This is a genomic window from Weizmannia sp. FSL W8-1119, from assembly GCF_038008605.1.
GTDB lineage: Bacteria > Bacillota > Bacilli > Bacillales > Bacillaceae_C > Weizmannia > Weizmannia coagulans.
In genome coordinates this window covers 1,934,033-1,946,992 of sequence record NZ_JBBOZL010000001.1, presented here as the reverse complement: position 1 = coordinate 1,946,992, position 12,960 = coordinate 1,934,033, and the positions used below count along the sequence as shown (strand labels likewise).

Below are 12,960 nucleotides of genomic sequence, written 5' to 3'. Positions count from 1 at the left end.
AGAATAGGATTCTTACAAATGGGGAGGCAGGCAACATTGGAAAAAACCCGAATTACAGTTGGCATATACGGACAGCAATATACCATAATCGGAACGGATCCGGCAAGCCATATTCGCCTGGTTGCCTCGATGGTTGATGAAAGAATGCGGGAAATCAGCGCGAAGAATCCTTCATTAGATACCGGCAAAGTGGCTGTGCTGACAGCCGTAAATGCTGTCCATGATTATATAAAGCTGAAAGAGCAGTATGAGCTGCTTGAACAGCACTATTTACAATTGCTGAAAAAGGATGAAGATGAAAATGGTTAATATGGCCATCATCATTTTGCTTGTGCTTGGATTCCTGAACGGGAAGCGGAAAGGATTTATATTGCAGGCTGTCCATATTACAGGGTTTGTAATTGCCTCCGCAGTTGCGTACATATTGTATGATGACCTGGCGGAAAAATTGAAGCTGATGATTCCGTATCCTTCTTTTAACAGCGACAGCTCATTTGCCCTTCTGATGCACGAAGGCAATATGGAAACGGCCTTTTACCGGATTATTGCGTTTGCCATCCTTTTCTTTGCTGTCAGGATTATTCTGAATATTGTCGGGTCATCCCTTACTTTTTTGGCCCAGCTCCCGGTCCTCAAACAAGTCAATGGATGGGCGGGCGGCATCCTCGGGTTTGCCGAGCTGTACCTGATCCTTTTTATCGTTTTATATATCGGATCTTTGCTGCCGGTGGATGAGATCCAGTCCGCGCTCAAGGGATCCGCAGTCGCAGAAGGCATGATTAAAAATACACCTTATATTTCAGCTCTTGTGGCGTCATGGTGGGTGAAATAGAAACCCGGCCGTCACGTTTACCATTTGCAAAACGGGTTGGAAACGGGTTTTTCAAAACAGCACTTCTCGCGGCGGGGGAGTGTTTCTTTATGGACGGGGCCGGGATGCCGGGCTCGGATCCAAGCACTCCCCATGCTTCCAGGAAAAAAGGCGCGGCCATTGGAAGGGCGCTTTTTAATCACCGTGGCGGGTAAACGGTAAAAACCCGATCCTTCACTTAATAAGTTAAAAAAAGGGGGCAGGCGAATGCGGACGAATAAACGCAGTGTCATCCGGCTGCTGGAACAAATTGCGGTGTACTTGGAATTGAAAGGGGAAAACCATTTTAAAATCGCGGCTTACCGCAGGGCTGCATCCGCATTGGAAGCGGACGGGCGCGACTTGTCGGAAATCAGCCGTTTTACGGATATCCCGAATATCGGAAAAACAACCGCTTCCGTCATCGAAGAGTTCGTGGAAACAGGGCGGTCCACCCTGCTTGAACAATTAAAAGACGAAGTCCCAAAAGGGCTGGTTCCGCTCATGGAGATACAGGGCCTCGGTGCCAGAAAAATATCAAGGCTTTACAGGGAGCTCGGCATTACAGATGCGGATTCTTTACGAAAGGCTTGTGAAGAAGGAAAAGTTGAAAGGTTAAAAGGGTTTGGAAAAACGACGCAGTCCAATATTTTGCACGCGCTTGACCAGCTTTCAGGGAAACCGGCCTATACCATCGGCCGACTGCTGCCGGTTCTTCTGCTGATCGAAGAAACGCTGTCCGGAAACAGGAAAATAGAAACCTATTCGCGCGCTGGCAGCATCCGCCGGTTTGAAGAAAGAATAGAAGAGCTCGATTATGTCATCTCCACATTCGATCCAAAATCGGTTGCGGAGGACATTCTTCAAATGAACGAAGTCGTGGAAGCTGTTTCGATCCGGAGTTTAAAAGTGACGGCTAAATTAAAAGGGGAAGCCGGCTTACGGATCAATTTCCGGATCGCAAAGCCCGACCTGTATGCGTTGACGCTTATTCTTTCAACAGGGCCGGATGCGCATCTGGAAAAAATGCAGCAGATTGCCGGCCTTCATGGCGAGCGGCTGACACAATCCGGCGTCAAAATCCTGAAGACGGGCGAATTGCTCCGTTTTCCGAGCGAGGCTTCGTTCTATCATCATTATGGGCTGCCTTACATCCCCCCGGAAATCCGCGCTGACGGCAGCGAAGTGGAAACCTATAAGGGGACGCCTTTTGTCCAGTTTGATGATATAAAGGGCGACCTGCACATGCATACTGTCTGGTCGGACGGGAAAGATTCGCTTGAAGACATGGTCAATGCATGCAGAAAAAGAGGGTACGAATATATCGCGATCACGGACCATTCCAAATATTTAAAAGTGGCCGGCGGGCTTTCACGTGAACGTTTGATCAGGCAAATGAATGAAATCCGCCGGTTAAATGAGAAATATCCGGATATCCTGATTTTATCCGGCATTGAGATGGACATTTTGCCGGATGGGACTTTGGATTTTGATGATGATGTGCTGTCAGGCCTAGATTTCGTCATTGCTTCCATCCATTCGGGTTTTGGGAACAGCCGCGCGCAGATCATGAAACGGCTGCACAGCGCTTTATTCAACCCGCATGTGGACATGATTGCCCATCCGACCGGAAGATTAATCGGCAAAAGGCAGGGGTACGATGTTGATTTGGACCTGCTCTTCCAATGGGCAAAAGAAACCGGCACGATCCTTGAATTAAGCGGCGATCCCGCCCGATTGGACCTGTCCGCGGCCCGTGCACGAGAAGCGCAGGCGGCCGGTGTGAAAATCGCGATTAACACCGATGCACACGCAACCGCGGAACTGGGCAATATCGCTTTCGGTGTCGGGACCGCGAGAAAAGGCTGGATTGAAAGGAAAAATGTGGTCAATACGTATACGAAAGAACAACTCCTTGATTTTTTAAAACAGAAACATCAGCACTGACCCATTCCCGTTCTGCAATGAAAAGAGGGCAGTTTTCCGGAACGCTGGAATCCGGAATGCATGGAGGACGAATAGATGCAACATAAAATCATCAAAACACTCGAGTTTGATAAAATTAAAAATCTGCTGCTTGCGCACGCTTCTTCACCGCTTGGGGCCGAAAAAATTGAAGCCCTTTTCCCCTCCTCTTCCTACGAAGAAGTGGTCCGGATGCAGGAAGAGACGGATGAAGCGGCACAAGTACTGCGTTTAAAAGGGCATGTGCCGCTTTCAGGCATTTATGACATCCGCCGCCACCTGAAAAGAGCGGCGATCGGCGGCAGGCTGAACCCGCAGGAATTGGTGCAGATTGCGAGCACCATCCATGTCAGCCGGACGATGAAACGGTTTATTGAAGGAATCGCGGAAGAAGAAACAGCACTGCCGATCTTAACCTTAACAAGCATGGCGGACAGAATTGCGGTCCTTACTCCGCTTGAACATGACATCCGGAATGCGGTGGATGAAAACGGGGAAATACTGGACACTGCAAGCGAAACGCTGCGCCAAATCCGCCACGGGCTGCGCGGCACGGAACGGCGCATCCGTGAAAAACTGGAAGGCTATATTCGCGGCAAAAATGCGGCGAAAATGCTGTCGGATGCGATTATTACGATCCGGAATGATCGCTATGTCATCCCGGTAAAACAGGAATACCGGGCAAATTACGGGGGAATCGTCCATGACCAGTCTTCTTCCGGGCAGACTTTGTTCATTGAGCCGCAATCGGTCGTGGACTTGAATAACCAGCTGCGTGAATGGCATTTAAAAGAACAGCAGGAGATTGAAAGGATTTTAGACGAATTGTCCGCCGCAGTGGCAGCAGCCGGCGGGGAGCTTAACACTATCGTCGAAATTCTCGCCGATTTTGACTTTATGTTTGCCAAAGCTTTATACGGCCGGTCCATTAAAGGTTCGAAACCGGTGATCAACAACCACGGCGCCATCCGTATGTTCAAAGCGCGCCATCCGCTGCTTCCGGCTGATAAAGTGGTGCCGAATGATATTACGCTCGGGCAGGATTATACGACAATTGTAATAACCGGCCCGAATACAGGCGGAAAAACGATTACGCTGAAGACAATCGGGCTGTGCACGCTCATGGCGCAGGCCGGGCTGCAAATTCCCGCCTTGGACGGTTCGGAAATGGCTGTTTTTAAAGAAGTATTTGCCGATATCGGTGATGAACAGTCGATTGAGCAAAGCCTTAGCACCTTCTCCTCCCATATGACAAATATCGTTGAAATCCTGAAACGGGTCGACGATCAGTCGCTCGTCCTGTTTGATGAGCTCGGCGCCGGCACCGACCCGCAGGAAGGGGCTGCCCTTGCGATTTCAATTTTGGACGAAGTGTACAAAAGGGGGGCCCGCGTTGTCGCCACCACCCACTACCCGGAACTGAAGGCATACGCCTACAACCGCGAAGGTGTCGTCAATGCAAGCGTCGAGTTTGATGTGGAAACATTAAGTCCGACATACCGGCTTTTAATCGGCGTTCCCGGCCGGAGCAATGCATTTGAAATCTCAAGGCGCCTCGGGCTCTCCCCGTCCGTCATTGCACACGCCCAATCATTAATCGGCGCGGACACGAACGAGGTCGAAAATATGATTGCCGCGCTCGAATCGGCGAGGCGCGAGGCGGAAAAAGAACGGCAGGAAGCGCAGAAACTGTTGGAGGATGCCGAGAGGCTGCACCATGATTTGCAAAAACAAATGAGACAGTTTTATGCCCGCCGCGATGAGCTGTATGGAAAAGCGGAGAAAAAAGCAGCAAAAGTGGTGGAAGAGGCAAAGGAAAAAGCGGAAGAGATTATCCGCGATTTGCGGAAAATGCAGCTTGAATCCAAAGCCAATGTGAAAGAACATGAACTGATTGATGCAAGAAAACAGTTGGAGGAACTGGCGCCGAAACTGGACCGCAAACCGGCGGCAAAGGCAAAGAAACAGCATGTCTACCAGCCGGGCGACGAAGTCAAAGTGCTCAGTTTCAACCAGAAAGGCACGCTGCTTGAACAAACGGCAGGCGGCGAGTGGCTCGTGCAAATGGGCATTTTGAAAATGAAAGTAAAAGAATCCGACATGGAATATATCCGGCCGCCGCAACAAAAACAGCCGGAGAAGCACCTGGCAACGGTCAGGGGGCGCGATTCCCATGTCAGCTTGGAACTCGACTTGCGCGGGGAGCGTTATGAAGATGCGCTCTTAAAAGTTGAAAAATATATTGATGATGCGCTTTTAGCCGGGTATCCGCGCGTTTCGATCATCCACGGGAAAGGAACAGGGGCGCTCCGGAACGGGGTACAGGAATTTTTGAAACATCACCGCGCCGTAAAACGCATCCGCCTTGGGGAACCGGGCGAAGGCGGCAGCGGCGTCACGATTGTAGAATTCAAGTAATCTTCAAGGGCAAGGGGGAGGGCCTTTTGTTTCTCGAAAAGCTGGCAAAGGTTTTGCTTGTTTGCTGTGCTGTTTTTGCATTGTTTGGCGTCATTTATTTGTTTGTTGCAGATTAGCCCGTAACAAGGAGAAGGAGCGCATCCTTCTCCTGTTTCGGCTGCAAACAATTGTCAGCGGTTTCAATTTTCGTTATAATAAAATAAGTCAATAAAAAATGCAAAAATGGAGTTGATGCAAATGACAGACAGGCCATGGCTGTCCCAATATCCGCTGGAAATACCCGGTTCTCTTACGTATCCGCGAAAACCGGTTTGTGCATTTTTAACCGAAGCAGCTGAGCAGTATCCTGACAAAATAGCGCTCCATTTTATGGGGAAAGAAATGACATACCGTGAAGTGTACGAAGCTGCGCTCAAATTTGCCGGGTATTTAAAAAAACTCGGAGTGGAAAAAGGCGACAGGGTTGCCGTGCTGCTCCCGAATTCCCCGCAGGCCGTCATCGGGTTTTACGGCATCCTTTACACGGGCGGGATAGCCGTCATGGCGAATCCGCTGTATACGGAAAGGGAACTGGAATACCAGCTGAAAGACTCCGGCGCGAAGGCCATCCTGACGGTTGATTTCCTGTATCCGGCAGTGGCAAAAGTGTTTGAGAAAACCGATCTCGAACATATTATTATAACCGCTATCAGCGATTATTTGCCTTTTCCCAAAAACGTCATCTACCCGTTTATGCAGAAAAAGCAAACGGGCGTCACAGTACGGGTTCAGCACGGCGGGCACCATCACTTGCTAAAGAACATCATGAAGGAAGAAATTCCGGAACCGCTTGACACGCCGTTCGATATCGAAGAGGACCTTGCGATTCTCCAGTACACCGGCGGCACAACCGGCGTGCCAAAAGGGGTTATGCTGACGCATCTGAATTTGATTGCAAACGCGACGATGTGCGATGCCTGGATGTACAGGACCAAAAAAGGAGAAGAAGTGGTGCTCGGCATGCTTCCGTTTTTCCACGTGTATGGCATGACGACCGTGCTGATTCTTTCTGTCATGCAGGGCTTTAAAATGATTTTAATTCCGCGCTTTGATGCGGAGTCGCTGCTGAAGACGATCGAAAAACAGCGGCCGACCCTGTTTCCGGGTGCGCCAACCATTTATATCGGGCTTTTAAACCACCCGAAAATCAAGGAATATGATTTGTCATCGATTGAAGCATGCATCAGCGGTTCTGCCCCGCTGCCGGTAGAAGTCCAGCAGAAATTTGAAGAGGCAACCGGCGGCAAGCTTGTGGAAGGGTATGGCCTCAGTGAATCGTCTCCCGTCACCCATGCCAATTTTGTATGGGGAAAACGCGTCAAAGGTAGCATCGGCGTGCCATGGCCGGATACGGACTGCGAAATCCGGTCGCTCGAAGACGGCAGGCCGTTGCCGCCCGGTGAAGTCGGCGAGCTGGCGGTAAAAGGGCCGCAAGTGATGAAAGGCTACTGGAACCGCCCGGAAGAAACGCAGGAAGTGCTGAAAGACGGGTGGCTGTTTACGGGGGACCTGGCTTATATGGACGAAGAAGGTTATTTTTATATTGTCGACCGGAAAAAAGACATCATCATTGCAGGCGGCTATAATATTTATCCGCGCGAAGTAGAAGAAGTGCTGTATGAGCACCCTGCCGTCCAGGAAGCCGTGGTGGCCGGCGTACCGCACCCGTACCGCGGGGAAACCGTCAAAGCCTATATTGTGCTGAAAGAGAATATGGCAGTAACGGAAGAAGAACTGGACCGGTTTGCGCGCCAATATCTGGCGGCCTATAAAGTCCCGCGCATTTACGAATTCCGGGATGAACTGCCGAAAACGGCCGTCGGGAAAATTTTGCGGCGCTCATTGGTTGCAGAAGAAAAAGAAAAGATGGAAAATGAAGGAGAGAAGATCGGTTAAGGAAAATTTTTTATAAACAGGACTTGACAAATGCTGCATTCCTGTATAATATGAAAATATGAATGAATGGTCATTCATTTTCCGGTCGCCATCAAACCGGCCGGCCAAATTGACAGATCATGAGATTGAAAGGTGATAGCCCGTGAGGAAAAACAGGCCAAAGTACAAACAAATTATTGATGCAGCAGTGGTGGTTATCGCACAACACGGCTATCATCAGGCACAGGTTTCAAAAATTGCAAAACAGGCGGGCGTAGCGGACGGCACAATTTATTTGTATTTTAAAAACAAAGAAGATATCCTGATTTCTTTGTTTGAAGAAAAAATGCAGCTGTTTATCGAAAAGGTTTCCGAATATATTGCAGGGGACCTTTCCCCTTCCGAAAAGTTGCTCAAGATGATCGAAAACCACTTCAAAGTCCTTGCCGCCGACCACCATTTGGCGGTCGTGACCCAGCTGGAACTGCGGCAGACAAATTTAGACCTGCGGCTTAAAATCAACAGCGTGCTGAAAGAATATTTGACGCTCTTTGACCAAATCATCCGCGAAGGCATGGAAAAAGGCGAATTCGATTCCGGGCTTGACGTCCGGCTCGTCCGGCAGATGATTTTCGGGACAGTCGATGAAACGGTGACGACATGGGTGATGAATAAAGAAAAATACGACCTCGTTTCACTGGCTGCTCCCGTCCATCAATTGATCATTAACGGCTGCGGCAAAAAAACGGCGGTTTAATTGCCGCAGCTTTCACAAGGGGGTTGGAGACGGGATGGAATTTATTACGATCAAACGGGAAAATGCGGTTGCCTGCATTGAAATGAACAGGCCGCCCGCCAACGCGCTTGCGCAGGCCCTTTTAAAAGAACTTGCGCAAGCGTTTGGACAGCTTGAAAACGATCCTGAAACCCGGGTCGTGCTCCTTTACGGGAAAGGAAGATTTTTCTCGGCGGGAGCGGATATTAAAGAATTTGTCCAATTAAGGGAATCCGGCGGCTCCGATGCGATAGCGGTTTCCGGCCAGGAATTGTTCGAAAAAGTGGAAGCGTTCCCGAAACCGGTCATCGCCGCAATCCACGGCGCGGCACTTGGCGGCGGGCTCGAACTTGCGATGGCATGCCATATCCGGCTTGTCACAGAAAATGCGAAGCTCGGCCTTCCGGAACTGAGCCTCGGGCTTGTGCCGGGTTTTGCCGGAACGCAGCGGCTGCCAAAGTATATCGGGCGCGGCAAAGCGTTTGAAATGCTGTGGACAAGCGAACCGCTGACCGGAACGGAGGCCGTGCAGCAGGGGCTTGCAAACCATGCTTATAAGGAAGAGGAACTGCTCCCGAAAGCAAAGGCGCTGGCTGAAAAAATTGCAAAGAAAAGCCCGCTGGCCCTGAAAGCCTCTATTGAACTCGTCAATTATGCAAAAACAAATGATTACGAAAAAGGCTTGGAGCAGGAATCCGCACGTTTTCTTGAGCTGTTCGGCTCAAAAGATGCAGAGGAAGGTATCAAAGCTTTTATTGAAAAAAGGGAACCGCGTTTTACAGGGGCATAACATTTTTATTTTGTATGCGCTTAAATGATTTTATTTTTTAACGATTCAGGGAGGGAACGGCATGAATATCTTCGTATTATTAAAACGGACCTTTGACACAGAAGAAAAGATTGCAATTGCAAACGGCCGCATCCAGGATGACGGGGCGGAATATATCATCAACCCGTACGATGAATACGCCGTTGAAGAGGCCATCCAGGTGCGGGATGCCCAGGGCGGCGAAGTCACAGTGGTCACAGTCGGCAATGAAGATGCCGAAAAGCAATTGCGGACGGCGCTTGCGATGGGTGTGGATAAAGCAGTCCTCATTAATATTGAAGACGATGTGGAAGCAAGCGACCAGGTCACAACGTCAAAAGTGCTTGCCGCTTATTTGAAAGAGCAGGAACCAGACCTCATTATCGGCGGGAATGTCGCCATTGACAACGCTTCCGGACAGGTCGGACCGCGGGTGGCGGAGTTGCTCGGCATCCCGTATGTAACGACAATTACCAATCTGGAAATTGACGGAGGCAAAGCGACGGTCACAAGAGATGTCGAAGGGGATTCCGAAATCATTGAAACGGACCTTCCGCTGCTCGTCACAGCGCAGCAGGGCTTAAATGAGCCGCGTTATCCTTCGCTACCGGGGATCATGAAAGCGAAGAAAAAACCGCTTGAAGAACTGGAACTGGATGATCTTGACCTTGAAGAAGAAGACGTGGAGCCGAAAACCAAAACCATCGAGGTTTACCTGCCGCCGAAAAAAGAAGCAGGAAAAGTGCTTGAAGGCGAAATCGCCGACCAGGTAAAAGAACTTGTCCAATTATTGCATGCCGAAGCAAAAGTGATTTAAGCGAAGAAACCGGAAATGGAGGGGATCAGCATGAGTCGAAAAGTATTAGTAGTGGGCGAAGTCCGTGACGGGTCGCTCCGCAATGTATCATATGAAACCATTGCTGCCGGAAAAACGGTAGCGGAAGGCGGGGAAGTAGTCGGCGTTTTGATCGGGGACGCTGTGAAAGATTTGGGGAAAGACATGATTCAATACGGTGCTGACCGTGTTGCCGTGGTGGAAGACGAGAAGCTGAAAAGCTATTCTTCAGACGGTTTTTCCCAAGCATTGCTTGCGGTTGTCGAATCTGAAAAGCCGGACAGCATCTTAATCGGCCATACGGCGCTTGGTAAAGACCTGGCCCCGAAAGTAGCGGCTAAATTGGATGCCGGCCTGATTTCGGATGCGACCGCAGTGGAATCAGCCGGAGAACATGTCGTCTTTACCCGCCCGATTTACTCCGGCAAAGCGTTTGAGAAAAAGATCGTAACAGACGGGATCATCTTTGCGACCATCCGGCCGAACAACATCAGCCCGCTTGAAAAAGATGAATCGCGGACAGGGGATATCGAAACCGTCCAGGCGGAAATTAAAGATTTGCGCACGGTCATCAAAGAAGTAGTCCGGAAAGTAAGTGAAGGGGTTGACCTTTCGGAAGCGAAAGTCATCGTTTCAGGCGGCCGCGGCGTGAAAAGTGCGGACGGCTTCAAACCGCTGAAAGAGCTTGCCGATGTGCTCGGCGGCGCGGTTGGGGCTTCGCGCGGCGCATGTGACGCCGGCTACTGCGATTATTCCCTGCAAATCGGGCAGACGGGCAAAGTGGTGACACCGGATTTGTATATCGCATGCGGCATTTCCGGCGCCATCCAGCATTTGGCCGGCATGTCCAACTCAAAAGTCATTGTGGCCATTAACAAAGATCCGGAAGCAAACATCTTCAACGTAGCGGACTACGGCATCGTCGGCGACCTGTTCGAAGTGGTCCCGCTTCTCACGGAAGAAATCAAAAAACTGAAAGTCACATCGGCGTAAATCCCGGGCCCGGACGAAAAAAATCGTTCCGGGCCTGTTTTCTGTTGGATATTCGCGGAAAAAGGGTATAAAATAATAAAATCATTACTGCTTACCCGGACCGGACGTATGTGTAAAATTTTACTCGAAGGGCAGATGAGTGGAAAAAAATGGGAAGACGCTCTATCATTTAAATGTACGCTTGTGGGCGAATACATTTAGAAAGAGGTCTTCCTATGGATATTATATCAATAATTGCTAGATTATTAAAGGATACAAAAAGTCTTATTGAATTTGAAGAACAAGTTAAAATTCTGATCCAGAATGCCTTTACGCAATGGGTTGGGGAAATATTTGAGACGTTAGATAAAACAATTAAGCAAAAAAAGCTGGAGGATGGCTGGGAGTACTGCCGGAGTGATAACAGAAGCATTCAGTTTTTATTTGGAAATGTGACCTTTAAACGTTCACTAATGCATGACCAGAAAGGGAATTCACATTATCCTCTGGATGAATGGTTAGGGCTTTTACCATACCAACGATACAGCCCGTTAGTGGAGTTAAAGGTGGCAGAGTTGGCAAGTGAGAACACCTATCGGGAGGTAGCTGATATTTTAAAAGAATGGACAGCAGTGAGCCTTAGTCACACAACTGTAGGGAACATGGTGAAACACGTAGGGAAAACGCAAGCTGAAGCCGACAAGGCACTTGTAGAAGAGCTAGAAATAGCTGATTCACTACCTGAGGGAAAGAAGGTAGATTACCTGTTTTCCGAAGCTGATGGTATATTCGTCCGGGGACTAGAAAAGAAACAGGGTTTGGAAGTCCACCACGCCATTCTCTATGAAGGATGGGAAACCAATGGCAAAAGAGTCTCTCTACACCATCCCGTTGTTATCATGACGACGAAATCCATCCAGACATTTTGGGATGAAGTCCAAGCTGTAGCAGCCAACACCTATTCCCTAGAAAAAGCTCGTGTCATTACAAATAGTGATGGAGGTGCGGGATACACAGCTGAAAGGTTTCAAACAGCTTTCTCACAGTCGGAATTTCCGGTGCTCAACCAGCTGGATACCTACCACGTTGCACAAGCCATCGTAAGGACATTCGGGGGCGGAAAGAGCGAGATCAAAGAGCAAATTAGAAAAGCGATTAGAACGCATGACCTGGACCAATTCACGTTATATTTGGATACGCATGAAAGCACATTGACGGATGAAAAGAGCCTTAAGAAAGTCAAGGAGTTTCGTTCGTACATCCTAAAAAACTGGGACCGCATTTTTGACTGGAGGGACAAGGTAGAGAACGTACCGGAAGGTGCGAGAGGCCTGGGGGCAATGGAATCAAATCAAAGGCATATCTCATTCAGAATGAAGAAAAGGGGGATGCATTGGAGTAAAGCTGGCGCCGAAGCCATGGTAAAGGTGAAACAGGGCATGCTTAACGGGACATTGCAGGAAACCTATCTGAAACACCGTTCAAGAAGCGCGAGAAAGCAACGGAGCTTGCAACAATCCATCAGGATGTCTCAACTATTCAAGCAGCCTGTACGCCCGTCAGTGGGCGTAAAGCACGGATCAGTTGCCCTGCATTCAAGCCGTTCATCGGCAATGGGACATTTAAGCAAAATATTAGAGCTTTCGTTTTAAGCTTGGCTCAGTGGGGACTGATCGTTGAGGCGCGCGAAATTTACGAGACTCCTGCGGGAAAAGCGAGCCAGGAGAGACCCCGCAGCGAGGTACGAGCGAGGAGGCTCGCCGGCCGCCCGCGGAAAGCGAGTGAATTTCGCGCGCCTCAACATCCCCGTTATCCATCTTTATACGGAAATATTACATCTTTTCCGAAAATTACACCGAGCAAGTAAAGCACGGTAGCCGAAAGTGTACAAAAAGAGTGTCTTGGAATACCCGATATTTAAACCTTGTCGAGAAAAACTTGACACATACGGACCGGACAAATTGTTCGCAACATATGATAAAGGATGATATACTAATCCCAAGCAGTAATAGTTTGATTTAGGAGGGTTCTTTCAATATGGCAATTACACATGCTACCGACGCGACTTTCGATCAGGAAGTCAGCCAAGGTTTGGTATTAACGGATTTTTGGGCAACATGGTGCGGCCCGTGCAAAATGATTGCACCGGTACTTGAAGAAATCGATGCTGAAATGGGCGACAAGGTGAAAATTGTCAAAGTGGACGTTGACGAGAACCAGGAAACGGCCAGCAAATTCGGCATCATGAGCATTCCGACCCTTGTTCTCATGAAAGACGGCAAACCGGTCGACAAAGTGATCGGTTACCAGCCGAAAGAAGCTTTGCAAGAATTAGTGAACAAACATTTATAATACAATAAACGCGCGGCTTCAAGCCGTGAGCAAATGCATTTTTAAAATCCGGGCCGGCTGTGGTCCGGGTT

At 49.2% G+C, this 12,960-nt stretch carries 11 protein-coding genes; all 11 read left to right on the top strand.

Features of this window, described 5'->3' with window-relative positions; all coding sequences use genetic code 11:
* The first annotated feature begins 18 nt into the window (after positions 1–18).
* Positions 19–309 carry a cell division protein ZapA gene (gene zapA, locus NSQ19_RS09585; protein WP_013859878.1) on the top strand — a complete coding sequence of 97 codons (291 nt, stop codon included), beginning with the start codon at positions 19–21 and terminating at the stop codon, positions 307–309.
* Positions 296–832, top strand: coding sequence for a CvpA family protein (locus NSQ19_RS09580; protein WP_019720771.1), 537 nt, complete (start codon positions 296–298; stop codon positions 830–832). Before zapA ends, NSQ19_RS09580 begins: the two co-directional genes overlap by 14 nt.
* 246 nt (positions 833–1,078) lie before the next feature.
* Positions 1,079–2,797 (top strand): DNA polymerase/3'-5' exonuclease PolX, encoded by a 1,719-nt coding sequence (gene polX, locus NSQ19_RS09575; RefSeq protein ID WP_340702771.1) that lies wholly within the window; start codon positions 1,079–1,081, stop codon positions 2,795–2,797.
* A 75-nt stretch (positions 2,798–2,872) separates the two neighbouring features.
* Positions 2,873–5,233: an endonuclease MutS2 gene (locus tag NSQ19_RS09570; RefSeq protein WP_340702770.1), complete on the top strand. Its 2,361-nt coding sequence runs from the start codon at positions 2,873–2,875 to the stop codon at positions 5,231–5,233.
* 237 nt (positions 5,234–5,470) lie between these two features.
* On the top strand, positions 5,471–7,168 hold the full coding sequence (locus NSQ19_RS09565; protein WP_340702769.1) for an AMP-binding protein: 1,698 nt from the start codon (positions 5,471–5,473) through the stop codon (positions 7,166–7,168).
* Positions 7,169–7,310: 142 nt separating this feature from the next.
* Positions 7,311–7,904, top strand: a complete 594-nt coding sequence (locus tag NSQ19_RS09560) for a TetR/AcrR family transcriptional regulator (protein ID WP_029142316.1) — start codon at positions 7,311–7,313, stop codon at positions 7,902–7,904.
* A gap of 34 nt (positions 7,905–7,938) precedes the next feature.
* Positions 7,939–8,712, top strand: a complete 774-nt coding sequence (locus tag NSQ19_RS09555) for an enoyl-CoA hydratase (protein WP_019720777.1) — start codon at positions 7,939–7,941, stop codon at positions 8,710–8,712.
* A gap of 61 nt (positions 8,713–8,773) precedes the next feature.
* On the top strand, positions 8,774–9,547 hold the full coding sequence (locus NSQ19_RS09550; protein WP_013859871.1) for an electron transfer flavoprotein subunit beta/FixA family protein: 774 nt from the start codon (positions 8,774–8,776) through the stop codon (positions 9,545–9,547).
* A 30-nt stretch (positions 9,548–9,577) separates the two neighbouring features.
* Entirely contained in the window at positions 9,578–10,558 is a 981-nt protein-coding gene (locus tag NSQ19_RS09545) for an electron transfer flavoprotein subunit alpha/FixB family protein (RefSeq protein ID WP_019720778.1), read from the top strand.
* A gap of 215 nt (positions 10,559–10,773) precedes the next feature.
* Complete coding sequence (locus NSQ19_RS09540) at positions 10,774–12,189, top strand: ISLre2 family transposase (protein ID WP_340702407.1); 1,416 nt, start codon at positions 10,774–10,776, stop codon at positions 12,187–12,189.
* Between the two features lie 385 nt (positions 12,190–12,574).
* The gene (gene trxA, locus NSQ19_RS09535) at positions 12,575–12,889 is read left to right on the top strand and encodes a thioredoxin (protein WP_013859869.1); all 315 of its coding nucleotides are present in this window, start codon (positions 12,575–12,577) and stop codon (positions 12,887–12,889) included.
* Positions 12,890–12,960: the final 71 nt, after the last annotated feature.